We start from the raw sequence: 22,140 nt of genomic DNA, 5'->3' as shown, positions 1-22,140 counted from the left end.
AAGGAGGAGGTCGTCTCAATGGGAAATCGCGCAGGAGGAAGACGCACGGGACCGAAATGCATCGCCATCGTCGGTCCCTTTGCAAGCGGCAAGAGTACCCTTCTTGAAGCCATTCTCGCCCGCACGGGCGCCATACCACGCCAGAACCCGATAGCTTCCGGAAACACCGTGTCCGACTACTCGTCCGAGGCGCGGGCGCACGCCATGAGCGTGGAAGCTACCTTCGTCACCACCGAGTTCATGGGCGAAAGCATCACCTTCGTCGATTGCCCCGGCTCGATCGAATTCGCCTTCGAAACCGAGCCGGTGCTGGCGGCCTGCGATCTGGCAGTCGTCGTGGCCGAGGCCGACGAGAAGAAGATCCCCGCCCTGCAGCTGATCATGCGCAAGCTGGACGATTTCGGCGTGCCGCGAGTGCTGTTCCTCAACAAGATCGAAAAGACCGAGGCCGGCGTACGTGAGACGCTGAAACTGCTGCAGCCGACGAGCAGCACCCCGCTTTTGCTGCGCCAGATACCCATGCGCAAGGGCGGCGCCATTGTCGGCTCGATCGACCTGGCGCTGGAGCGCGCCTACATCTACCGCGAGCATGCCGAAAGCGAGATCGCCGAAATCCCAGGCGACGAGAAGGCGCGCGAGCTTGAAGCGCGCTTTTCCATGCTGGAAACGCTCGCCGATCACGATGACCAGTTGATGGAGCAGTTGCTCGAAGAGACCGAGCCTCCGCGCGACGCCGTCTTCGACGACCTCTCCGCCGATCTTCGCGGGGGCGCGATCACGCCTGTGCTGATCGGTTCGGCCGAGAAGGGCAATGGCGTGCTGCGGCTTTTGAAGACCATCCGCCACGACGCCCCCGACATCGAGGCAACGAGGAAACGGCTCGGCGCTCCGAACAACGGGCAGACGGTCGTGCAGGTGATGAAGACGATCTACACCGCCCATGGCGGCAAGCTGTCGGTCGGTCGCATCCTCTCTGGCACGGTTGCCGACGGCGCCGAACTGTTCCTCCCCGGTGGCGCCAGCGCCAAGGTGTCGGGCCTCTACCGACTGTTCGGCAAGGACCAGACCAAGCTTTCCTCGGCCACGGCCGGCGACACCGTCGCGCTCGGCAAGCTGGATGATGTGCGCACCGGCCAGACGCTGACTTCCGCCAAGGGAGGCATGGCACCGCTCGCCGCCTTCGAGCCGCTGCAGCCGGTCTTTGCCTTCTCTGTGCGACCGAAGGAGCGCAAGGACGATGTGCGGATGTCGGCCGCCATCCAACGGCTATCCGAGGAAGACCCGTCGCTCGCGGTGCGCCACCAGCAGGACTCGAGCGAAACCGTTGTTTCGGGCCATGGCGAGATGCATCTGCGCGTGACGGTCGAACGCCTCGAGGGCAAGAACCAGATCGCGGTGGAGGCGCGCCCGCCGGCGGTCCCCTACCGCGAGACCATCCGCAAGAGCATCCAGCAGCGCGGCCGCCACAAGAAGCAGTCGGGCGGGCATGGCCAGTTCGGCGACGTGGTGCTCGACATAAAGCCCCTGCCCCGCGGCGCCGGCTTCGAATTCAGCGACACGATCACCGGCGGCGTGGTGCCGAAGACCTATATCCAGTCAGTCGAGACGGGCGTGCGCGATTTCCTGAAATCCGGTCCGCTCGGTTTCCCGGTCGTCGACATCGCGGTGAACCTGTCGGACGGCTCGTACCATTCGGTGGACTCCTCCGACATGGCCTTCCAGATGGCGGCAAAGCTAGCGATGAAGGAAGGCATGAGCGCATGTTCGCCGGTGCTTCTGGAGCCGATCATGAAGGTCGAGATCTTCACCCCGTCGGATGCCACCGCGCGTATCACCGGCATCGTTCCGCAACGCCGCGGCCAGATCCTGGGCTACAATCCGCGGCCCGGCTGGCCGGGCTGGGATGTGGTCGAGGCAACTATGCCCCAGGCCGAAATCGGCAATCTTATCATCGAGTTGCGCTCGGCAACGGCGGGGGTCGCCAACTATCGCGCCAGTTTCGACCACATGGCAGAACTGACCGGACGCCTCGCCGACGATGCGATGAATGCCAATGGCAAGGCGGCATGAGGAAGTCGCACTGACGCGGACCTAGAGAGGCCCGGAACGAAAAGACGGTGTCCGGCAGGGACCGGACACCGTCCTTTTGCGGACCGTGCTACCCTTGATGGGGGGAGGAATAAGCACGTCAGGTCCGCCGCATTCGCTTTTACCGAGCATTGCCGTGCCAACCGCAACTTCGGTCGGACGCGGCGACTGCCTGAGCCCGGTCCGCTGGCCGATGCCCCCATCTTCCAGCGGTCCAACGCCGCGTCCTTGCTTTGCGTATCAAAGCATCCCCCCGCGGCCCACGTTACAAAAGGTTACATGTGACCGTTACGTCGGCATTTCGCAGCGGATATCGATCCGAAAGACGAGCCGATGCACGGCTGCCGCCCCTCGCGTTTGGGCTGCCCAGATACTTCATCTGGCACCCACGAATTTTGGAAGAGAACTACCGGAAGGCACGACGCGGCAATGGCGTTCAGGCACAAAAAAAGCCGGATCAAAATGACCCGGCTGAGTTTGATTGGAAGTGCCGATTAAGGCTAAACCTCCAGAGGGGAACACTCTAGGGCGCTAATGGGAGGAGGAACGCGCCCAGGAGATGGCTGTTATATGGGCTAGCCCTGCCCAAGAAACAAGCAAATTCCTTGCAAGGCTCCCATGCAAAATGACGCAGGCTGTGGTCCAAATTCTGGCCTATCAAATAGGTCCAGCGGGCATTTCCGCCCGGTATTCACCGGGCCTTTCAAAAAAATGCCACAGAGGGCCTGGGACACGCGCCTCATCTTCGCAGAATCGTGATCGCAGCCGCTTCGGCGTTGGCGCGAAAACAGGCAGCAAGCCGAGATACCGAGATTTGCTTAAGAAAAGGACAAGCGCAGGCCGGATAACCGCCGGCGGCGCAGCCTGCGCGCTGCGGCGAACACTGACGCCTGAAACGTCGCTCAGTAGGACCAGTTGCGCGCCTTGGCGATGACGAAGTCGCGGAACACCTGCAACTTCGCCTGGTTCTTCATCGCATCGGGGTAGCAGAAATAGGTGTCGAAGGACGGCACCTCGGTTTCGTCCAGAATCTGCACGAGCCCCGAATCCTTGCTCACCACGTAATCAGGCAGCATGGCGATGCCCGCACCGGTCTGGACCGCGCGCTTGATCGACAGGATGTCGTTGATCTGCAGATTGGCGATGCGCTGGCCGTTCTCGAAATCGCCCACCGTCTCGAGCCAGTTTAGCTCGCTCAGATGCGCCGGCACCGGCAAGCCGAAGGTGACGATGCGATGGTTCTTCAGATCGCTGATGCTCGACGGCTTGCCGTGCTTGTTCAGATAGGACGGCGAGGCGTAGAGATGGAAATGCACGGTGAACAGCCGGCGCTGGATCAGGTCCGGCTGTTGTGGCTGGCGTAGGCGCAATGCGCAGTCGGCCTGGCGCATCGTGAGGTCCAGCTCCTCGTTGGCGAGGATGAGCTGGAGATTGATCTCCGGATAGAGCTCGAGGAACTCCTGCACGCGTTCGGTCAGCCAGCCGGCGCCGAGGCCCACCGTGGTGGTGACGCGCAATACGCCGGAGGGCCGGTCCTTGGTTTCGCTCAGCCGCGTCTTGATCGACTCGAGCTTCATCAGCACGTCGTGCGCCGTGCGGAACAGCATCTCGCCCTGCTCGGTCAGCACCAGCCCGCGCGCATGGCGATGGAACAGCGGCACGCCGACATCATGCTCCAGCGCGCTCACCTGGCGCGAGATCGCCGATTGCGACAGGCGCAAGGTCTCGGCCGCGTGCGTAAACGATCCCGCTTCCGCTGCGGCGTGAAACACGCGTAGCTTGTCCCAGTCGAGTGCCATGTTCCCCTCGTTACGCCAGCCGCCGCGCCAGCTTGTTGTTGTTTTTATTCGGCCGCTTCGCGATGCACTTCGACGCCGGCCAGATATTTTTCCGCTTCCAGCGCCGCCATGCAGCCGAGACCGGCCGCCGTCACCGCCTGGCGATAGATGTCGTCGGTGACATCACCGGCGGCAAACACGCCGGGCACGTCGGTGCGGGTCGAGTCGGGCGCAGTCCATAGATAGCCGTTCGGCTTCTGCTTCAGCTTGCCGACGAACAGCTCCACCGCCGGCGCATGGCCGATCGCCACAAACACGCCGTCGACCGGCAGCTGCGTCTCGGCGCCGGTGACAACGTTCCGCAGCTTGAGGCCGTTGACCGACGGCGGCAGTGGCGTCTTGCCGGGCTGGCCGCAGATCTCATCAACCACTGTGTCCCATATGACGTTGATGTTCTCCTTCTGCGCCAGCCGCTCGCGCAGGATGCGCTCGGCGCGGAACTCGCTGCGGCGATGAATGACGGTGACGCTGCGCGCGAGGTTGGAGAGGTAGAGCGCCTCTTCCACCGCCGAATTGCCACCGCCGACCACCGCGACATCCTTGCCGCGATAGAAGAAGCCGTCGCAGGTGGCGCAGGCAGACACGCCGAAGCCCATAAAAGTCTGCTCGCTCGGAATGCCGAGCCACTTGGCCTTGGCGCCGGTGGCGATGATCAGCGCATCGCAGCTGTATTCGGTGCCGGAATCGCCCTTCAGCCTGAAAGGCCGCACGTCGATATTAACCTCGGTGATGACGTCGTTGATGACCTCGGTGCCGACATGCTCGGCCTGCTTGAGCATCTCACCCATCAGCCACGGTCCCTGGATCGGGTCGGCGAAGCCGGGATAGTTCTCGACATCGGTGGTGATCATCAACTGGCCACCTTGCTCAAGCCCCGCGACGAGCACAGGCTTCAGCATGGCGCGCGCCGCATAGATGGCCGCGGTGTAGCCGGCCGGACCGGAACCGATGATGAGAACGGGCGCGTGTTTGGTCGTCATGAAAGAGCCTTCGTGAACTTGGGACGGCGCAAGCGATGCGAAATCGATATGTCGCGCTAATCTAGGTGCTGCATGCGGCACCAGCAAGGCAGCGAAAACAGCAGTCCCCGGAAAGCTTTAGGTTGTGGATATATGCCGCAGCGCATGGCGCGCGTGCCACACCCCCAAAAAATCTTCTAACCGGCCTGACGCAGACGGCTCTATAGTTTAATTACGCCATCGCGACAGATTCTTGCGCCACTCGAACCAGAAAGACAATCATGCCGCTCAAGGCCGATCTCGATGCGATTGACTGGAAGATTCTGCACGAGCTGCAGAACGAAGGGCGCATGACCAATGTCGAACTCTCGCGGCGTGTCGGCATCTCCGCGCCTCCCTGCCTTCGGCGGGTGAAGCGGCTGGAAGACACTGGCATCATCCGCGGCTACCGCGCGCAGCTCAATGCGCCCGCGCTCGGCATGGACGTAGTCGCCTTCTGCCTCGTGGGGCTTCATCATCACGCCGAGGCGGAGCTGAAAGCCTTCGCCGACCGCACGCGGCTCTGGCCGATCGTGCGGCAGGCATGGATGGTGTCGGGCGATTCCGACTTCATGCTGCATTGCGTCGCGAGCGACCTGACCAGCTTCCAGAACTTCGTCATCGAGGACCTCGCCTCTGCACCAAATGTGGACACGGTGCGCACCGCGCTGACCATCCGCCAGGTGAAGGACGAGGGATTGGTGGCAATCGACAACTTTCCGTAAGGAGGAATTCAAGGGGGAATTCGGTGGGGACGACCGATTCTAGAAAGCGAATGGTAGTTGTCGGCAATGGTCCGCTTTCGCGTGACTTTTCCGAGCATGTCGACAGTGCCGACTTTGTGATCCGCTTCAACGAGCCGAAAGCCGGAATTGGCTTGAGCGGGACCAAGACCGATTGGCTATTCATGGCCAATTCCGGCAATCCGATGCAACGCCGCCTCGGCGATGTGGGTCTATTGACGTCGCCCATATTCCGGGCGGCAAAGGAGATCATATTTCCGTATCACCCGCTCATCATCGAGCGCTATTTCGAGAAGCTGCGGCTGTCATCGCGCCTTAAAGGCAAGCGCCGCGACTGGACTCTGCCCTCGATCATGACCTTTGGCGGCGCAGACAAGGAAGTGCGGATCATGCCTCCGCAGTTCTATGAACGGGGCTGCCGGGCGCTAGGCCTGCCCGCCGACAAAATGCGCGTGCTGTTTCCAAGCACGGGTTACTTCGGAATTTGGCACGCGCTCGAGCGTCATCCGGCGAAGGAGTGGCGCGTCGAAGTCTGCGGCTTCACATGGCAGGGATGGAAAAGCCACGCCTGGGCCGACGAACGCCGCTGGATCGCGGAGCGGGTGCAGGAAGGGCGCATCATCCTCATTGATGAAGGGGCCGACGAGGGTTTCCCTGAAGCCGTTTTGCGTTTAGACCCTTCGCAACAAGAGGATAGGATTCTGACATGAGTGACGAGCTGAGGGTTTTCATCGGCTGGGACTCCCGCGAGCCCATCGCCTATGACGTCGCCAAGAGCACTGCCTTGCGGAACGCGTCGATCCCCCTGGATATTCAGCCGATCAAGCTGGAGGACCTTGTAGCGAAGGGCCTTTATTCCCGCGAGATCGATCCGCTGGCGTCGACCGAATTCACCTATTCGCGCTTCTTCACGCCGCTGCTCGCTGGCTTCGAAGGTTGGGCGCTATTTTGCGATTGCGACTTCCTCTTCTTCGGTGATCTGGCCGAATTGCGGAACTATCAGGATCCGACGAAGGCAGTCATGTGCGTCAAGCACGACTACCAGCCTAAGGACGGATTGAAGATGGACGGCAAGGTGCAGACCAGCTATCCGCGCAAGAATTGGTCCTCCTTCATGTTCTTCAACTGCGCGCACCCCTCGACGCGGAAACTGACGGCGGAAGCCGCGAACAGCGAAAACGGTGCCTACCTGCACCGCATGCAGTGGGCGGCCGACGACGAAATCGGCGGTATCCCCACCGAGTGGAACTGGCTCGAAGGCTGGAACGAGAAGCCGGCCAACGGCTTGCCCAAAGCCGTGCACTACACCCGCGGCGGCCCCTGGTTCAAGGATTGGCAGGATGTCGACTACGGCGACCTTTGGCGCCGGGAGGCCTTGAAGATCGACCCTGATTTCAAGCCGATCTGATTTGCTTCAGCGTGCGCGGACACCTGTTCGCGCACGTTTCTCAGAAGGCATCGCTCGACTAAGTCAGCGGACGACGGGCGACCTATGCCATCTTGACGTCAGTTCGGATGGAACGGGACCGTCTTGAAAATTATATGCTTTGTCGCCAAAAGAGCCGATCTCCGCAAGGAGACCGCCACCTGACGGCCAATGCGTCCCAGTTCACGCGGGATTTTTCGCCAGCCGCGCAACCTCGCGCTCGTCGGATCGAAACGATGGAAATGCACCCGGTCAGTTTCCAGGGTGCTCACCATCTTTTCGTTGGGTGACGAACCGGAAACGAAATTGTCCTGCATGCAGATCGCAGGCATCAGTTGCAGCGCATGGAGTTCGCCAAGAATTCCATATTTCGGCGAGAAAATGATCTCATCGACCGGCTCGCAATGCTGCTCCGTCACAGCAAGCAAGCGCCGTGCCGTCCAAGGCGTAAGAAAATAGCCTCCCGCACAGAAGTGATAGGAAATCAGTCGGCGCAACTCGTGGCCAAACGGCGTCGCTTCCACCTTATGGCCCATCTCGACCCGCTTGAGTGTGGCTTCACCTTTGACGATATCCGCACCGACCGGAATCCAGTCGTGCGAGCGCAGAAAGCCTCCTGCATCACATGAAAAGTGGATATCGTCCTCGGCAATGAAGGCCCAGGGCGCATTGTCGGCGACGACCATCTCCCACGCCTTGCGATGGCTGAGGAAGCAGCCGAGTTCGGCCGCGGATAACGAATTGCGTCCCGAGGACAAGGCGCGCAGCCGGTTCAATTCCACCTCGGGAAGCTCCCTCGCATCCACCGCCGGCACCCTGACGAGGTTGAGGTCCATGCCTTCCGTCTGCTTCAGGAACCATTCGAGTCGTTCGGGAGAACGATCCAGATTGATGAAATAGACCTTCATACCGTGCCCGGTTTTGGCTGCGTCATTCGAAATGCGACCTAGACCACCCTCGCCGGCTTCTGTAAAGCCGCGTAAAGTCGTTTCCTGGGGGAGATCCAATTCTCCGCGATTTTTGGACAGAAAGCATGATGCGCAAAACCGTGCCGATCTCTGCCTTCATCATCTGCAAGAACGAGGCATCGACCCTTGGCGCCTGCCTTGAAAGTCTGGATATCTGCCAGGAGATCGTGATCGTCGATTCCGGATCAACGGACGGCACCCTGGAATTGATCGAGGAGTATCGGCTTCGCGGCCTGCCGATCCGGCTGATCCATAATGACTGGCCGGGCTTCTCGCGGCAAAAGCAATTTGCACTCGACCAGTGTAGTTCGACCTGGTGCCTCAACATCGACTCCGACGAGCGACTGGATGACGACCTGCGCGCAGAGCTTCTGGCGCTCGATCTCGAACGGTCCGAGGTGGCCGCCTATTCGATGCGGCGGCCGGACTTTCTTCCCGGCTACGGCTATCCGCCGGACAGCGTGCATTCAAAGTACCACTGCCGCCTCGTCCGCAAAGGCGCGCGCTACGACCTCACCTTGCTCGTCCATGAATCGCTAATCGTGGAAGGCGAAGTTCGACAGCTCAAACGTGGCCGGCTTCTGCACTATCGCAACCTGTCGCTGCAGGAGGACTTCAGCAAGCTGAATGGCTATTCGCGGCTGAAGGCCATCCAAAGCCACCAGCGCGGCAAGACCTCGAACGTATTCAAGATCGCGTTCAAACCGCTGGCGCAGTTTTGCAAGCTCTATTTCATGCAGCGCTTTTTCCTGTGCCGTACGCCTGGCTTCGTCCTTGCGGTGTCGGTCGCCGGCTATGTGTTCATGACCGAAGCCAAGCTCTGGCGGCTCGGCCTCGACAACGCGCCAGCCGAATAAGGAAAGTCTAGCCTATGCCCGCGCCATCGACAGCGCGCGTACCGAAATCCGGTAAAGCGCGCGCTTGATCTCGCGGGCAAAAACCTCGCTCTTCGGGCGCGGCGCGCGATACTGGACGACCGAACCGCCCAGTTGCATGTTGATCTCGCGGATCGCGACGGGCCTGGTCGCCAGAATGCGCATTTGGGTCAGCCAGCGCATCTGAATGGTCGTATCGACCGGGCGATCGAAAACCTCCGTCACCTTCAAAAGCTCGGCAGCCGCCTCGCGACCCACAAGCTGCATCTGCATGCCGAGCCCGACGAGCTTCGGCTGCACCAGCATGGTCTGTTCGTCGCCAGCCACGCGCTCGCCCTTGTCTGTATAGGCGCGATAGGGAAAGCGGATGAAATCTCCTGGCTGCACCGTCTCAAGCGCCAGTTTCAGCATCTGCGGGAACATATCGTCCAGCGGCTGGACATCGTCTTCGACGATCAGGCCGGCATCGAGGCCGCGATCGAGGATGGTCTGCCAAGTCAGCCGATGCGACAGGAAGCAGGCGATCTCGTTGCGGCGCAGCTCGAAGGGATAATGAGGGCGATGCAGCTTGTGCTTGTAGTGCGCGTCGATCGTGCTGTCATCGAGCGTTTCGCCGTCCACGGCGTCGATGATCGTCGTGGCAAGCGGCAGCTTCGTAACCAGTTCGTCGACCTGCGGGCGGCGCTTGACCGCACGCTTGACATGAATGACGAAGGCTTCGGCTCTGGTCATCGGCTCTTCCATTCGCTTGTAGAGCCGGCGAAAGCGCGTTACGCGCCCCGCCCGGCCCAAACCTTGTCATAGACCTGGCGAATGCCATCGGCCTCGCGCCGCAGTGGAAAGTTGGCGCGCGCATGGGCAAGAGCGGCCTCTGCCGCTACCTGCCGCGCCGCATCATCGTCCATGAAGCGGCCAGCACATGCGACTATTGCTGGAAGGTCCTCGCGGGCAACGACATTGCCCGTCACGCCTTCGACGACCAGTTCGGAAAAGGCGCCGACATCGGTTGCCACGACCGGCACGCCGCTCGACATGGCCTCGAGCGGGGTGAGGCCGAAACCCTCCCAGCGCTGCGGCGCGATGTAGAGCGACATCGCCCCAAACCAGGGCGTGATGTCCGGAACCTCGCCGACGAACAGGATGCGGTCGGCAAGACCTGCTGCGGCGGCTTGATCCTTCAGCTTCTGTTCGAACTCGGCATGCTGCACGGTCGTGCGTCCGGATATCACCGCCGACCAACCTGGCCGGCTCGGCAGAAGCTCGACCATGGCCTCGACGAAGAGGTCGACACCCTTCTGGTGGCGGACACGGCCGAAGCAGCCGACATAGTTTTGCGTCGGATCGAGGCCGAGCGCCTTCAGCGCCGCGGCCTTGTCCTTGGGCGGCGTGAACCTGTCGGTGTCGACGCCGTGCATAACCACGGTGCTGGGCACCTTAAGATAGGCGGCTGCCTTGCTGCTGGTGGCAATCACCGCATCCATCCGGCGGATCAGGAATTTCGTCCAGCGCGTGTGGTCGCGCTGCCCGGCAGAGGTGAAGACCAGCGAAAGCGGGGCTCGGAAGATCGACTTCAGCACCAGGCCGGCCAGCATCTCGATATTGCGCCTGGCGTGCCAGATGCGCTTGCGGCCGGAGCGCGGGCGCTTAAGCAGCGAAAACACCTGCCACCAGCGCATCTTTGGCAGATGGTCAGGCAATCCCGGGCCGATAGTCGTGATGCCAAGGCTCCGAGCCTGGATCGGCACGAGCTGGATGACTGTGCTGGTAACGCCCGAAAGACGTCGCTTGATGTGCGGCGCGATCACTTCGACCTGCGCCATGACGGGCGCGGCCGAACGCGCGGTTGCGGCGCGGTGCGTCGCGATCCCGTCGCGGTCTGCCATTGCCTGCTGTCTCAAATGAACTGGACCTCGACCACTTCGTAGCCGCGCGGGCCACCGGGCGCGTTGACTTCGATCGTCTCGCCGACTTCCTTGCCGATCAGGGCGCGGGCGATGGGCGAGGAGATCGAGATGCGGCCCGACTTCACGTCCGCTTCCTGGTCACCGACGATCTGGTAGACCTTTTCCTCTTCGGTCTCCTCGTCGACGAGCTTGACGGTGGCGCCGAACTTGATCTTGTCGCCCGACAGCTTGGAGATGTCGATCACCTCGGCGCGTGCGATCAGGTCCTCGAGCTCATGGACGCGGCCTTCATTCAGGCTCTGCGCCTCCTTGGCGGCATGGTACTCGGCATTTTCGGAAAGGTCGCCATGGGCACGCGCCTCGGAAATCGCCTCGATGATGCGCGGGCGCTCATCCTGCTGACGCCACCGCAGCTCTTCCTTCAGCGTTTCGAATCCGGCGGCGGTCATGGGGACCTTGTTCATGATGGTCTGCCTTTCCTCAAAACGCCCCCCGTCCAAATTCCTTCTGAAAAGACGCGGGCAGGCACAAAAAGAAAACGGTCCAGCAGCCTCGACCGCGGGAACCGTCAGATTCAACTCTGCGCAATATAGCAATCTTCCCGGATTTTTCACGTCAAAAAAGAATGCGGCATAAAATCCACACAGCGGAGGGGTCTGCGGCAATGGGCGAAAGGCCTTGCTTCTCGTCTCACGTCGCTTATGTCCGACCTTATGCGCCCGACAAAGTCGTTTGCCTGGGTTTTTGCGCTTCTGCTTCTCTGCACCGGCCTCGTCGCAGCCGCTGCGGCGCCGCGCGTTTTCGACACGAAAGAGGTCAAAGTCCAGGCTGACATTCTGGCCAGCGGGCTCGAACATCCATGGGGGCTCGCCTTTTTGCCCAGCGGCGACGTCATCGTCACGGAGCGCCCTGGACGCATGCGCATCTTTTCGGACGGCAAGCTGTCCAAGCCGATCGCGGGCCTGCCGAAAATCGCCGTGCACGGGCAAGGTGGCCTGCTCGACGTTGTCGCGTCACTGAATTTTGCGTCCGATCAGCTGGTCTTCTTCACCTTCGCCGAGCCCGGCAAGGGTGGCTCAGGTACTGCCGCCGCTCGCGGAAAACTGGTGCGTGAAGGCGAGAACGCACGGTTGGAGGACGTGAAGATCATCTATTCGATGAAGAAAAAGACCTCTTCGCCGCTCCAGTTCGGCTCGCGGCTGGTGTTCGCGCCGGACGGCACATTGTTCATCACCACCGGCGACCGTGGCGAAGGCATGCGGGCGCAGGACAAGCACGACAGCGCCGGCGCTGTGCTGCGCGTCGAGCCCGACGGCTCGATCCCCCCGGACAATCCATATGCAGACGGCAAGAAGGGCCTGCCGGCCCTATGGTCCAAGGGGCACCGCAATATTCAGGGCGCCGCCTATGATCCGCTCACCAAGGGGCTGATCACGACGGAGCACGGCCCTATGGGCGGCGACGAGGTCAACCGGCCCGAAGCCGGCAAGAATTATGGCTGGCCGATCATCACCTATGGCCGCGACTATTCCGGCGCCAAGATCGGCATCGGCACGGCCGCCCCCGGCTACGAGCAGCCTCTATATTACTGGGACCCTTCCATCGCGCCATCCGGGCTTGCTATCTATGAGGGCAGCATGTTCCCCGAATGGAAGAATGATCTTCTGGTGGGGGCGCTGAAATTCGAGCTCATTGCCCGCCTGACCCGCGACGCGCAAGGCAAGATCACCGGCGAGGAGCGCATGTTCAAGGGCGCCTTCGGCCGCATCCGCGATGTGCGGGAGGCGCCCGACGGCTCGGTGTGGCTGCTGACCGACGAAGAGGACGGCCAGATCATCCGCCTGTCGCGCGCGAAATAGCGAACTGCGCGCGCCCGCTTCGACGGCGCGCGCGCTGAGCTTCCGCTTTCGGGAGGTTGTCCGCGTCTCAGCCCTTCGTTTTGACGAAGGCATCTATCTGTGCCGAGAGGTCGGCATATTCCTCGCAGCCCTTGCCACAACGCATTTCGATCTCAGCCAGCTGCCGACGCGCGGCCATCACGTCGCCGAGTTGGAGATGCGCTTCGCCGAGATATTCCCGCACCAACGTGTAGTTGGGATCGATGCGCAATGCTTCCTCGTAATAGCCAAGGCCGACCAGCACTCGCCCCTGCTTGCGGTGCGAATAGCCGAGATAATTCAGGATACGCGGATCGGATTTGTTGGCGGCAAGGCTGAGGACCTCGATCGCCTCGCCATAGCGGCCAACCATGGCCAGGTCCCGCCCGGCGGCGTAGATGCTGTCATCGTCGAGCATGCTCTGCTTCTTGGCGGCGACGCATTTGCTGCGCTTCTTGTCCCACGCCTCGCCCTTCTTGCACTGGGAGACGGTTGGACCGCTGCTGCCGGTTCCCGGCCCACCATCTTCGGCAGCGAACGCGACAGCACCGGTGAGCGGAAGAGCAAGCATCAGGCAGGCAGCCTGAGCGGCGAGGCGTATGCGCATCGGAAAGTCCTCCTCAAAAAAACTTCGTATGACGCGCTAACGCCGCCGAGCCCTCGACTCTTCCCGACGCACCAAAAACTTCATAAAGCAGAGCGCCTATTTGGCGTGCAGCGGCCAGAGCGCCGGCCATTTTTCCGGCCCGCCGCCATATTCGCCATCGCACTCGCCCTTGGCGCGTGCTTCCAGAAGCACGAAGGCCGGGCCGTCACCCTCGGTGCGGAGCTTCCACTTATTCCAGCTGCCGCAGTCACCAAGGCCGCGCCCCTTGAAGAAGGCTGTCATAACCCGCGCCGACTGGTCCCAATCGATATTCCAGGCTTGCCAGACGGTCGTCGGCCCCTCGTCGGACATGTCAGGCAGAGCAAGCTGATCAATCTCGCTGCCCCGGTCGACAAAGACCGCGAAAGGTTGGTTATAGGCACCGGCATCACCGCAAGGCAGCACCAGCAGGCGGAGATCATTCCCCACGGCAGCGTCAAACCCGCCATAACCGAATTGGCCTTCATCGTAGAAGCTGCAACTGCCGGTATCCTTGAAGCGTCCGCGGATCGCCTCCGGAACGTCGGCGATAGACGAGATCTCGCGCACGTCGATCGTCGGACTGGTGCCCTCGCCCTTCACCTGCAGCGCATCCTTGGCCTTCAGCCGCCCCTGCGCCTCGTCGGTGAAGATCAGCGCACCGACCAGCCCCGCAAGCGAGAAAGTGGAGCGCCCTTCGCCTGCGCCCGATTTGTAGGCGATCTCCAGCTTGCTTGCATTGCGCAGCGCATCGAGCAGCTTCATCGTCTCTGGGTCGCCCGGAAAGCCGTATTCGCCGGTTTCTTCGTTGCGACTGGCCTTGGCGAGCGGAAGCTTAAGCACCTCCTTGCCATCGGCGACGAACCCGATGTCGCTGCCGCCAGCCAGAGCTTCGGGCGCGGCCACCAGCACTTCCAGCGGCGCATCAGGCCCGGCCTTGCGCGAAAGCGTGAAGGCGCTGACAGCCGGATGCGCGGGCGACTTCGCCGGCGTCTGGATCCGGCAGGCCAAAGCCACCGAACAGGAAACCTCGAAATCCTTGATCTGCTTGTAGGAGCCGGCTGAAGCTGCCGACACCCCGCAAACGCACAGCAACGCCGTGACCAGAAGCAAACGCATGCGAAAATTTTCCCTCAATGCCGTGTGGCTATCCTGATGCCACCCGTGGCCCCTTGTCGCCACAAGCCGCGATGCTATGACAAGCGCCCAATCTTCTCCAGCCAGCCGAACATCAGAAATGACCCGTATCCAGGCCAATCTGCTTCTATTGCTTGCCGGTGCCATGTGGGGCATGGGCTTTGTCGCCCAATCGTCCGCCATGGGCTCGATCGGGCCTTTCGTGTTCATCGGCCTGCGCTTCACGCTGGCGACGCTGGCAGTGCTGCCTTTTGCGATACGGGAGGGACGCCGCGCCAGGCAAAAGCTGACCATGCGCAACTGGCTCGCCTTTCTCTGGGTCGGGCTGATGATGCTGGGCGCGATCGTCTTCCAGCAGGTCGGCCTGCTCTACACCACGGTCACCAATTCGGGCTTCCTCACCGGCCTCTACGTGGTGATGACGCCGCTGTTTGCGGTCGTCCTCTTCCGCAATTGGCCGCACCCGATCGTCTGGCCCGCGGCGCTGACCGCCTTTGCCGGCATCTGGTTCCTTTCGGGCGGCGCAATCGACCGGCTCACCGTGGGCGACTGGCTGACCGTCCTGGCGGGTGGTTTCTGCGCCATGCAGGTCATCTTCATCGCGCGGGCTGCATCCGGCACCGGCCGGCCGATCACGTTGGCGGTGACGCAATTTGCGATCTGCGCCGTCACTGGACTGGCCATCGCGTTTATTCACGAGCCGATCGACTGGAGCGCGATCCGCATCGCTGCGCCCGAAATCGCCTATGCCGGCATCTTCTCCGGCGGCATCGCCTTCACCCTACAGGTGATCGGCCAGCGCTACACCAGCGCGGCGCAGGCGGCGATCTTCCTGTCGTCCGAAGCGCTGTTTGCCGCCCTGTTCGGCGCGTTGATCCTGGGCGAGCGGCTGCCCCCTAGCGGTTTCCTCGGCTGCAGCCTGATCTTCGCGGCGATCCTTGCCGTCGAGGTGCTGCCGGCATTGCTGGTCAGGGACCGCGCCTCGGAAACGGCCTGACCCGTTACAAGAAAAGCGTCAGGCCCTGAAGATCAGGGCCGCGCCGCCTGCGATCAGCGCAAAGCCGAGCGCATGGTTCCAGGTCAGCGCTTCCTTGAGGTAGAACACCGAGAACACCGCAAAGACCGTCAGCGTGACGACTTCCTGAATGGTCTTCAGCTCGGCCGCCGAATAGGCCTGGCTGCCGATGCGATTGGCCGGAACCGCGAGCCAGTATTCAAGGAAGGCAATCATCCAGCTCACGATGACCGCCATGTAGAGCGGCGCGCTCTTGAATTTGAGATGACCGTACCAGGCAAACGTCATGAAGACGTTCGAGGCGACCAGCATCAGGACCGGCGCGATCTTGGGCGACAACAGGAAGGACATGGGGGGAAGCCATTTGTTGGGGGAGAAGTACCATTTCAGGAAATCATTTCTCCGTGTCAACCGCCCTCGCGGCGCCATCTGACCCATCTTGTCCAACATCGCGCGTGACGTTGTCCGCAAATGGGCTATCATCCGCAAAGCGGGGCAAGGACGACGCCTGTGGAGTCAAAGTCCGACAGGGAATGGGATCTGACTATCGGTCCCGACACCGTTCGCCTCTTCATCGAAAAGGCGAAGGCGATCAGCGCGGCCGTGAACGACGACTATTTCGATGGCGCCGAACACGAGGTTGCGATCGACGGCGAGGCGCACGAAAGCCATGCCCATGACGGACTTGCCGAGGAAGAGTCTGAAAACCTCACCGAAGAGGAACTGCGCGAGCTCATCGACGACCTGAATGTCGACGAGGCGGCCGAACTCGTCGCGCTGGTCTGGGTCGGCCGCGGCGACTACGAGGCCTCGGAATGGCAAGAGGCGGTGACCGAAGCGCGCCGGCGCGGCAACAACCGCACCGCCAAATATCTGCTCGGCTTGCCCATGCTGGGCGACTGGCTCGAAGAAGGGCTCGAAGCCATCGGCGCGTGACAGCGCGACACCATTCGTGATCGGCATGCGGCAACCGGTACAGCGATGTCACCGTTGCTGTGCCGATGAAGAAGTTTTCGCACGGAATTTTCGCGACACTTCTGCCCGCGCTGGCCATGGCGCTGCTTTGCGTAAATTCCGCAAAGGCCCAGTCGATGGCACTGCCGCAGAAGGTTCCAGTGCCGAAGGTCTTTTCGCCGCCCGCGGGAAATATTCCACCCGCAAGGCTCGGCGGCACGCCCGTGCCCGAACCGCGCCCGGACGCCGAGGGCGGCAAGACAGGTGAGGCTGCTACGCCAAATGGCGAAGACCCTGCGACTCCCGACAGGGCACCTTTGCCCGAGAAAGCTCCGGCACGAGCGCCGCCCACTGGCAAATCCCAGGATACCGACAAGGTCGAGCCACCGGACCCGCGTTCAAACGCACCACGCTCGGCCATCATGCCGGCGGACGAAGCCGCCTGCCGGGCAAGACTGAATGCACTCGGTGTCCGCTTTGAGGAACGCCCGCCCGAAAGCAGCACCTCCGGTTGCGCCCTGCCCTATCCGATCTCCGTGAAGACGCTCGGCAAAGGCATCGAGCTCGAACCGGACGCGCTGATGAACTGCAGCCTGGCCGAGGCAGCAGCGCGCTTTGCGGAAAACATCATCGCCCCGGCAGCGAGGAACACCTATGGCGAAGAGCTCAAATCGGTATCTCAGGTCTCCGCCTATGCCTGCCGCCCGCGCAACGGCGCCGCCAAGCTATCCGAACATGCCTTCGGCAATGCGCTCGACATCGGTCATTTCAGCCTTTCGAAAGGCACCGAGATAGACGTCGAAACCGCCCCGGACGAGAAGGCCGCAAAATTCCTCGCCGATATCCGCAAGGCCGCTTGCGGTCCGTTCAAGACCGTTCTCGGGCCAGGCAGCGATGCCGACCATGCCCGGCATCTGCATTTCGACCTCGAACCGCGCAGGCATGGCGGCACATTCTGCGAATAGAAAAGCCGCATTCGCGCCACAGGCGTAAACCCCGGCGCTGACCATTCCTTTACCCTCGCGACCTATCCTGCCGACTTCAGGATAGGAAGCCGCGAATGGCCCAAAAACTTCATGCCGCGCGAGCAGGGGCACGGCGATTTGGCATCGCTCGCGCCTCCGCAATCGGCGCCGCAGCATTGATTGCCGCGATCGTCACCTCGTGCAGCACCGAGGGCGTGTTGCGCCCGGAGGTCGACGTGGGCCTGCAGACATCGGCCGTTCCGCCAAGGGTCATGCAGCCGGTACCGGCATACACCGCCAACGAACCTGCCCCTGCCCCGATGGGGGCAGCGCTTGCTCCCATGGAGCCGCCGACATCGGTGGGCGGTTCGTACGAGGACTACGAAACCGAGGGCCCGGCCCAAGCCAGCAAGCCTTCGCTCGAGCAGGCCGAGCCCCAGACGCAGGTCGCCGCAGTCATTCCGCCCGCTGCGGTGAGGCCGACAGGCTTGCAGACGCTGGTCCCCTCGAACCCGACGATGGTCGCCTATCCGCGCATGAACACGCCGATGTCGCCTGGCGCCGCGATGCCGGCAGATGAGGTCGCCTGCCGTAATGACCTGAAACGTCTCGGCGTGACTTTCCGCAACCTGGCGCCGATCAACGATGGCGGCGCCTGCCGCATCGACTATCCGGTTCTCGTCTCGGCCATAGGCAGCGTGCAGATGAAGCCGGCCGCGACGCTCAGCTGCCGCATGGCGGCGACCTTCTCGCGCTGGACCCGCAGCGAGCTGGTGCCGGCCGCCCGCTGGCGCTACTGGTCGGGTGTCCGGACCATCCACCAGGGTTCGAGCTATTCCTGCCGCCGCATCGCGCGGACCACTGTCCCGTCAGAGCATTCCAGGGGCAACGCGCTCGACGTCATGCGCATCGAGCTGACCAGCGGCAAGGACATCGACGTGCGCAAGCCCGGCTGGTTCGCCTTCCGCGAAAAGGGCTTTCTCAACACGGTGCGGGCCGATGGCTGCGACTATTTCACCACCGTGCTCGGCCCCGGCTACAACTACGACCATCGCAACCATTTCCACTTCGACATCAAGCCGCGCAAGAACGGCTACGTCGCCTGCCGGTAACCGACGACAGGCGACGCGGTCGTCAGCCTGTTGCTGAACCTGTCACCGCCTGAGCGAGCACTTGTTCGCCGACCGAAGAAGCATCCAGTTCGAAAAACATCCCTTCACGAACAGGCCGTCGGAGCGTGCGTTCGCCTTTCGGTGACAGCTTGAGCACGCCCGCATCATGAAGGTCATGGATCTTCGTGCGCGACACACCGAGTTCGGCAGCCAGCAGCCGGTCCAGTCGCAGGCAGCATGGCAAGGGAACGCGCAAATCGATCCGAATGCCGTCGAACGACGCCGGATCTCCAGTCAGCACTTGCTTGGCCACTCTTGCTTCGCCGAACTCTTCTATGCGTCCGGCACTGCGCCGCAGGCCGTCGATATCGAAGGCAAACACCTCGATCCGGCGATGGTCATTGGCCTGGAGCGCCTCGAGCAGCAGAGGATCGATATCCCGGACATTGCGGCGCTCGAACAGCGGCCGGTTCCAGGTGTTTTCGCAGTCGCTGCATTTGTAGATGAGCCAGGCGTCGAGCCGTTTGCCATTGGCATTCAGTCTTGCTTTGCCGCTGCTCTGAAAGGGTTTGATGCCGCCGCATCGGCCACAGGTGAGCCACGGACGCGGTGCGATGAGTGAAGTAACGATCCATTGGACATGGAGAGTGCTGGACATGCCGGCTTGCCTTCCTCGCTGGGAAGTTCGTCAAGACGGCGCTGAGAAGCCTCGCACGGAGGCGCGATGTGACAGGAAATTCGAGGGCGATTGAGGAGCGAACGCCGGAGCGAGCAATGCCCGGCAGCAGTCCAGCCTGCCATACCAGTCTCAACCGCCACCTCGAAGAACGCAGAATAAATGGTTCAGCAACGCGACTGCATTACTGCTGCTATCGGGTAGAACTGCGGAGACCGGCGGTTATGTGGGCAAAGTCAAAAACCGGAGCTGATGAAAATAGGGCGCACTCATAACGTGAAAAATACGGCAGGCGCAACCGGATAACTTCACGCCCCGCTTGGCTGTTGGCCGGGTTTCATACTGCGCCAAGGTGACAACAAGTGCGTCATCACGCTCCCACGCAACAAAAATCGGCCCGGCCTATTTTCGATGACCCTGCGGCAATGCTATGGAGCGGCGATGTTATACGTCGAACTTGCTATCGTCGTCGTCCTCATCTGTGTCAACGGCCTCCTGGCCATGTCTGAACTTGCAATCGTCTCGGCCAGGCCAGCCCGGCTCAAGGCGATGATCGACCGCGACGTCAGAGGCGCAGGTCGCGCTCTGGAACTCGGCTCCAATCCCGGCCGCTTCCTCTCCACCGTACAATTCGGCATCACGCTGGTCGGCATCCTATCGGGCGCCTTTTCGGGCGCCACGCTGGGCCAGCGTCTCAGCCAGATGCTCATGGACAACGGCATGTCGAGCGGCGTTGCCAACGCGCTTGGCGTGGGCCTGGTCGTGGCTGTCATCACCTATGCCTCGCTCATCGTCGGCGAGCTGGTTCCCAAGCAGATTGCCCTGCGCAATCCGGAGCAGATCGCCGCACGCGTGGCGCCGATAATGAACGTGCTCGCCATGGCCGGCGCGCCGCTGGTTTGGCTGCTCGATATCTCCGGCCGCAGCGTGCTGTGGCTTCTTGGCCAGCGCGGCGAGAGCGAAGAAAAGGTCACCGACGAGGAGATCAAGATGCTTGTCGCCGAGGCGGAGCATCATGGCACGATCGAATCCGACGAGCGCCGCATGATCGCGGGCGTCATGCGCCTGGGCGACCGCGCCGTGCGCGCGGTGATGACGCCGCGCCCCGAGATCGACTGGTTAAACCTGCATGCCGATGAGGCATCGATCCGCAAGCTTCTGATCGAGACGCATCATTCCCGCCTGCCGGCCGGCGAAGGCAGCATCGACGCGATGGTGGGCGTGGTGCAGACGCGCGAGATCCTCGCCACCATCCTGCTGGGCCGTGGCTTCGATGCAGCCAAGCACGTACGCCCCGCCCCGATCGTCCACGACCAGGCGGACGCGCTCGACGTGCTCGCCACGTTGAAGGAATCCGACATACCGATGGCGCTGGTGCATGACGAATACGGCCATTTCGAAGGCATCGTCACGCCGGCCGACATCCTCGAGGCGATCACCGGCGTGTTCCGCGCCGACATCGACGAAAGCGATTTTGCCCCCGTGCAGCGCGAGGACGGCTCGTGGCTCCTGGCGGGCTACATGCCGGCCGACGAGATGGCTGACCTGCTCGACATCGACCTGCCGGAGAACCGCGACTACGAAACCGTCGCCGGCTACGTGCTGGCGCATATGCACCACCTGCCCGCGACGGGCGAAAGCGTCGACGCGCAGGGCTGGCGCTTCGAAGTCGTCGATCTCGACAACCGCCGCATCGACAAGATTTTGGCCGCCAAGTTGCCGAATGCGTGACGCCGTTAAGCAAGCCGCTTCAAGGTCTTGCCGTCACGACATGAATCAGAATCTGACCTGTCCCGGATAAAGCACAGGGCGGCATCGCTGCCGCCCTGCCCGTCCCTGGGAGGAAATGTCCTGGCTGCTCAGGCAGCCTTCGTTGCGGCTGCGGCCGCATCGGCCTCGCGAGCGGCTTTGAGCGCCTTGGCCCACCAGACGGTTTCGTCCAGCAGCGCCTTGCCGGCCTGGTTGATGTGTTCGAATTCCTCGATCTTCTTGCCCTCCCTGATGGCAAGGAAATCGCCCCACACGATGTGAACCGCCGTCTTGGTCGGCGCCATCTGCAACTCGACCGCATGCATGCGCAGCTGCTCCACGGCGCGCGCACCACCGACGCCGCCATAGCCGATGAAGCCGGCCGGCTTCTTGTTCCATTCGTTGTAGGCGTAGTCGAGCGCGTTCTTCAGCACGGCGGTCGGGCCGTGATTGTATTCGGCGGCGGTGAAGACGAAGCCGTCGAGCGAAGCGACCTTCTCCTGGAACTTGCGCGCGACCTGGCTCTGCGAAGGGCCCCATGCCGGAGAAACGGCCTCATCGAAGAAGGGCAGCGGATAGTCGCGCAGGTCGATCACTTCGACCTCGACATCGCCGCGCGCCTTGGCCAGACTGACGAACCATTCGACGGGCTTGTCGGCGAAACGCGTCGCTCGCGTGGAGCCGACGACTACGCCGATTTTGGGCTTGGACATCGTATTTGTCTCCTTTTGAAATCTGGTAACCAATGGATACCGAGACTATATAAGTGACCTAGAAAACGCCGCACAAGGAGGCACTTTTTTGAAACCTAGGCACCTGCACAACACCGAGGACTGCCGGGCCGTCAGCGATATCCTGCAGCGCGTGGGCGACAAATGGACCGTGCTTGTCGTCAGCCGGCTGGGTGACGGCCCCATGCGCTTCAACGAGTTGCGCCACATCATCGGCGGCATCTCGCAGAAGATGCTGACCACGACGCTACGCGGATTGGAGCGCGACGGCTTCGTCACGCGCACGGTCTTCCCCACCATCCCCCCACGGGTCGACTACGAACTCACCGACCTTGGTCACGAGCTTCTGGTGCCGGTCACCGCGCTGGGCGAATGGGCGCGCAAGAACACCGCGCGCGTGACCGAGGCGCGGATGAAATTCGATCTGGCGAATGCGAAGGCTTAGTCGGTCCTAAAAGC

Annotated in this window: 23 protein-coding genes; 12 read left to right on the top strand and 11 right to left on the bottom strand. The window is 62.2% G+C overall.

Annotated elements, in window-relative coordinates; genetic code table 11:
- Window positions 1-18 precede the first annotated feature (18 nt).
- Window positions 19-2,070: an elongation factor G gene (locus tag C7I85_RS20555; protein ID WP_106725886.1), complete on the top strand. Its 2,052-nt coding sequence runs from the start codon at window positions 19-21 to the stop codon at window positions 2,068-2,070.
- Window positions 2,071-2,990: 920 nt separating this feature from the next.
- On the opposite strand, the gene C7I85_RS20550 is transcribed toward C7I85_RS20555, so the two are convergent.
- Window positions 2,991-3,887: a LysR family transcriptional regulator gene (locus C7I85_RS20550; protein ID WP_106725885.1), complete on the bottom strand. Its 897-nt coding sequence runs from the start codon at window positions 3,885-3,887 to the stop codon at window positions 2,991-2,993.
- A 44-nt stretch (window positions 3,888-3,931) separates the two neighbouring features.
- Entirely contained in the window at window positions 3,932-4,906 is a 975-nt protein-coding gene (gene trxB, locus C7I85_RS20545; RefSeq protein ID WP_106725884.1) for a thioredoxin-disulfide reductase, read from the bottom strand.
- Between the two features lie 260 nt (window positions 4,907-5,166).
- On the opposite strand from trxB, the gene C7I85_RS20540 reads away from it, so the two are divergent.
- Genes C7I85_RS20540 through C7I85_RS20530 form a run of 3 tightly spaced genes read left to right on the top strand, consistent with a single transcriptional unit; the run spans window position 5,167 to window position 7,075 of the window.
- On the top strand, window positions 5,167-5,649 hold the full coding sequence (locus tag C7I85_RS20540; RefSeq protein ID WP_106725883.1) for an Lrp/AsnC family transcriptional regulator: 483 nt from the start codon (window positions 5,167-5,169) through the stop codon (window positions 5,647-5,649).
- 50 nt (window positions 5,650-5,699) lie between these two features.
- Window positions 5,700-6,377: a glycosyltransferase family 29 protein gene (locus C7I85_RS20535; protein WP_245445024.1), complete on the top strand. Its 678-nt coding sequence runs from the start codon at window positions 5,700-5,702 to the stop codon at window positions 6,375-6,377.
- Complete coding sequence (locus C7I85_RS20530; RefSeq protein ID WP_106725882.1) at window positions 6,374-7,075, top strand: glycosyltransferase; 702 nt, start codon at window positions 6,374-6,376, stop codon at window positions 7,073-7,075. Before C7I85_RS20535 ends, C7I85_RS20530 begins: the two co-directional genes overlap by 4 nt.
- Window positions 7,076-7,173: 98 nt before the next feature.
- On the opposite strand, the gene C7I85_RS20525 is transcribed toward C7I85_RS20530, so the two are convergent.
- Complete coding sequence (locus C7I85_RS20525) at window positions 7,174-8,001, bottom strand: glycosyltransferase family 25 protein (protein ID WP_106725881.1); 828 nt, start codon at window positions 7,999-8,001, stop codon at window positions 7,174-7,176.
- A gap of 125 nt (window positions 8,002-8,126) precedes the next feature.
- On the opposite strand from C7I85_RS20525, the gene C7I85_RS20520 reads away from it, so the two are divergent.
- Complete coding sequence (locus C7I85_RS20520; protein WP_106725880.1) at window positions 8,127-8,918, top strand: glycosyltransferase family 2 protein; 792 nt, start codon at window positions 8,127-8,129, stop codon at window positions 8,916-8,918.
- A gap of 12 nt (window positions 8,919-8,930) precedes the next feature.
- On the opposite strand, the gene C7I85_RS20515 is transcribed toward C7I85_RS20520, so the two are convergent.
- The 3 genes from C7I85_RS20515 to greA form a co-directional block, all read right to left on the bottom strand.
- On the bottom strand, window positions 8,931-9,668 hold the full coding sequence (locus tag C7I85_RS20515) for a glycosyltransferase family 25 protein (RefSeq protein ID WP_245445023.1): 738 nt from the start codon (window positions 9,666-9,668) through the stop codon (window positions 8,931-8,933).
- Window positions 9,669-9,706: 38 nt separating this feature from the next.
- Complete coding sequence (locus C7I85_RS20510) at window positions 9,707-10,756, bottom strand: glycosyltransferase family 4 protein (protein WP_181257243.1); 1,050 nt, start codon at window positions 10,754-10,756, stop codon at window positions 9,707-9,709.
- Window positions 10,757-10,830: 74 nt separating this feature from the next.
- Complete coding sequence (gene greA / locus C7I85_RS20505; RefSeq protein ID WP_106725877.1) at window positions 10,831-11,304, bottom strand: transcription elongation factor GreA; 474 nt, start codon at window positions 11,302-11,304, stop codon at window positions 10,831-10,833.
- Window positions 11,305-11,541: 237 nt separating this feature from the next.
- Here greA and C7I85_RS20500 point away from each other — a divergent pair, with 237 nt between their 5' ends.
- Entirely contained in the window at window positions 11,542-12,699 is a 1,158-nt protein-coding gene (locus C7I85_RS20500) for a PQQ-dependent sugar dehydrogenase (protein ID WP_245445022.1), read from the top strand.
- 67 nt (window positions 12,700-12,766) lie between these two features.
- Here the strand turns inward: C7I85_RS20500 and C7I85_RS20495 are convergent, their stop codons facing one another.
- Both C7I85_RS20495 and C7I85_RS20490 read right to left on the bottom strand, forming a co-directional pair.
- Window positions 12,767-13,324 carry a tetratricopeptide repeat protein gene (locus C7I85_RS20495; RefSeq protein ID WP_106725876.1) on the bottom strand — a complete coding sequence of 186 codons (558 nt, stop codon included), beginning with the start codon at window positions 13,322-13,324 and terminating at the stop codon, window positions 12,767-12,769.
- 96 nt (window positions 13,325-13,420) lie between these two features.
- Window positions 13,421-14,461, bottom strand: a complete 1,041-nt coding sequence (locus C7I85_RS20490) for a DUF1176 domain-containing protein (protein WP_181257237.1) — start codon at window positions 14,459-14,461, stop codon at window positions 13,421-13,423.
- A gap of 118 nt (window positions 14,462-14,579) precedes the next feature.
- Between C7I85_RS20490 and C7I85_RS20485 the strand changes: the two genes are divergently transcribed.
- On the top strand, window positions 14,580-15,476 hold the full coding sequence (locus tag C7I85_RS20485) for a DMT family transporter (protein ID WP_106725875.1): 897 nt from the start codon (window positions 14,580-14,582) through the stop codon (window positions 15,474-15,476).
- Window positions 15,477-15,494: 18 nt separating this feature from the next.
- On the opposite strand, the gene C7I85_RS20480 is transcribed toward C7I85_RS20485, so the two are convergent.
- A complete protein-coding gene (locus C7I85_RS20480; RefSeq protein WP_106725874.1) occupies window positions 15,495-15,845 on the bottom strand; it encodes a DMT family protein in 351 nt (116 codons plus the stop codon).
- Window positions 15,846-16,004: 159 nt separating this feature from the next.
- Between C7I85_RS20480 and C7I85_RS20475 the strand changes: the two genes are divergently transcribed.
- The 3 genes from C7I85_RS20475 (at window position 16,005) to C7I85_RS20465 (ending at window position 18,525) form a co-directional block, all read left to right on the top strand.
- Window positions 16,005-16,430, top strand: coding sequence for a DUF3775 domain-containing protein (locus C7I85_RS20475; protein ID WP_106725873.1), 426 nt, complete (start codon window positions 16,005-16,007; stop codon window positions 16,428-16,430).
- Window positions 16,431-16,495: 65 nt separating this feature from the next.
- A complete protein-coding gene (locus C7I85_RS20470; RefSeq protein WP_106725872.1) occupies window positions 16,496-17,413 on the top strand; it encodes an extensin family protein in 918 nt (305 codons plus the stop codon).
- Window positions 17,414-17,508: 95 nt separating this feature from the next.
- On the top strand, window positions 17,509-18,525 hold the full coding sequence (locus C7I85_RS20465) for an extensin family protein (RefSeq protein WP_106725871.1): 1,017 nt from the start codon (window positions 17,509-17,511) through the stop codon (window positions 18,523-18,525).
- 22 nt (window positions 18,526-18,547) lie between these two features.
- Here C7I85_RS20465 and C7I85_RS20460 read toward each other — a convergent pair whose 3' ends face one another.
- Window positions 18,548-19,183 carry a DUF1062 domain-containing protein gene (locus tag C7I85_RS20460; protein WP_106725870.1) on the bottom strand — a complete coding sequence of 212 codons (636 nt, stop codon included), beginning with the start codon at window positions 19,181-19,183 and terminating at the stop codon, window positions 18,548-18,550.
- 459 nt (window positions 19,184-19,642) lie between these two features.
- On the opposite strand from C7I85_RS20460, the gene C7I85_RS20455 reads away from it, so the two are divergent.
- A complete protein-coding gene (locus C7I85_RS20455) occupies window positions 19,643-20,932 on the top strand; it encodes a hemolysin family protein (RefSeq protein ID WP_106725869.1) in 1,290 nt (429 codons plus the stop codon).
- A gap of 128 nt (window positions 20,933-21,060) precedes the next feature.
- On the opposite strand, the gene C7I85_RS20450 is transcribed toward C7I85_RS20455, so the two are convergent.
- A complete protein-coding gene (locus C7I85_RS20450) occupies window positions 21,061-21,663 on the bottom strand; it encodes an NADPH-dependent FMN reductase (protein WP_106725868.1) in 603 nt (200 codons plus the stop codon).
- Window positions 21,664-21,751: 88 nt separating this feature from the next.
- Between C7I85_RS20450 and C7I85_RS20445 the strand changes: the two genes are divergently transcribed.
- On the top strand, window positions 21,752-22,126 hold the full coding sequence (locus C7I85_RS20445; RefSeq protein WP_106725867.1) for a winged helix-turn-helix transcriptional regulator: 375 nt from the start codon (window positions 21,752-21,754) through the stop codon (window positions 22,124-22,126).
- Window positions 22,127-22,140 lie beyond the last annotated feature (14 nt).

Source organism: Pseudaminobacter soli (ex Li et al. 2025) (assembly GCF_003012705.1).
GTDB lineage: Bacteria > Pseudomonadota > Alphaproteobacteria > Rhizobiales > Rhizobiaceae > Pseudaminobacter > Pseudaminobacter soli.
Note: the sequence above shows the minus strand (reverse complement) of the source record. Positions and strands in the feature narration are given on the sequence as shown.

Excerpts from the sequence above, each read along its gene's own strand:
- C7I85_RS20555 (WP_106725886.1), top strand. The coding sequence starts at position 19 with ATGGGAAATCGCGCAGGAGGAAGACGCACGGGACCGAAATGCATCGCC.
- C7I85_RS20550 (WP_106725885.1), bottom strand. The coding sequence starts at position 3,887 with ATGGCACTCGACTGGGACAAGCTACGCGTGTTTCACGCCGCAGCGGAA.
- trxB (WP_106725884.1), bottom strand. The coding sequence starts at position 4,906 with ATGACGACCAAACACGCGCCCGTTCTCATCATCGGTTCCGGTCCGGCC.
- C7I85_RS20540 (WP_106725883.1), top strand. The coding sequence starts at position 5,167 with ATGCCGCTCAAGGCCGATCTCGATGCGATTGACTGGAAGATTCTGCAC.
- C7I85_RS20535 (WP_245445024.1), top strand. The coding sequence starts at position 5,700 with ATGGTAGTTGTCGGCAATGGTCCGCTTTCGCGTGACTTTTCCGAGCAT.
- C7I85_RS20530 (WP_106725882.1), top strand. The coding sequence starts at position 6,374 with ATGAGTGACGAGCTGAGGGTTTTCATCGGCTGGGACTCCCGCGAGCCC.
- C7I85_RS20525 (WP_106725881.1), bottom strand. The coding sequence starts at position 8,001 with ATGAAGGTCTATTTCATCAATCTGGATCGTTCTCCCGAACGACTCGAA.
- C7I85_RS20520 (WP_106725880.1), top strand. The coding sequence starts at position 8,127 with ATGATGCGCAAAACCGTGCCGATCTCTGCCTTCATCATCTGCAAGAAC.
- C7I85_RS20515 (WP_245445023.1), bottom strand. The coding sequence starts at position 9,668 with ATGACCAGAGCCGAAGCCTTCGTCATTCATGTCAAGCGTGCGGTCAAG.
- C7I85_RS20510 (WP_181257243.1), bottom strand. The coding sequence starts at position 10,756 with ATGGCGCAGGTCGAAGTGATCGCGCCGCACATCAAGCGACGTCTTTCG.
- greA (WP_106725877.1), bottom strand. The coding sequence starts at position 11,304 with ATGAACAAGGTCCCCATGACCGCCGCCGGATTCGAAACGCTGAAGGAA.
- C7I85_RS20500 (WP_245445022.1), top strand. The coding sequence starts at position 11,542 with ATGTCCGACCTTATGCGCCCGACAAAGTCGTTTGCCTGGGTTTTTGCG.
- C7I85_RS20495 (WP_106725876.1), bottom strand. The coding sequence starts at position 13,324 with ATGCGCATACGCCTCGCCGCTCAGGCTGCCTGCCTGATGCTTGCTCTT.
- C7I85_RS20490 (WP_181257237.1), bottom strand. The coding sequence starts at position 14,461 with ATGCGTTTGCTTCTGGTCACGGCGTTGCTGTGCGTTTGCGGGGTGTCG.
- C7I85_RS20485 (WP_106725875.1), top strand. The coding sequence starts at position 14,580 with ATGACCCGTATCCAGGCCAATCTGCTTCTATTGCTTGCCGGTGCCATG.
- C7I85_RS20480 (WP_106725874.1), bottom strand. The coding sequence starts at position 15,845 with ATGTCCTTCCTGTTGTCGCCCAAGATCGCGCCGGTCCTGATGCTGGTC.
- C7I85_RS20470 (WP_106725872.1), top strand. The coding sequence starts at position 16,496 with ATGAAGAAGTTTTCGCACGGAATTTTCGCGACACTTCTGCCCGCGCTG.
- C7I85_RS20465 (WP_106725871.1), top strand. The coding sequence starts at position 17,509 with ATGGCCCAAAAACTTCATGCCGCGCGAGCAGGGGCACGGCGATTTGGC.
- C7I85_RS20460 (WP_106725870.1), bottom strand. The coding sequence starts at position 19,183 with ATGTCCAGCACTCTCCATGTCCAATGGATCGTTACTTCACTCATCGCA.
- C7I85_RS20455 (WP_106725869.1), top strand. The coding sequence starts at position 19,643 with ATGTTATACGTCGAACTTGCTATCGTCGTCGTCCTCATCTGTGTCAAC.
- C7I85_RS20450 (WP_106725868.1), bottom strand. The coding sequence starts at position 21,663 with ATGTCCAAGCCCAAAATCGGCGTAGTCGTCGGCTCCACGCGAGCGACG.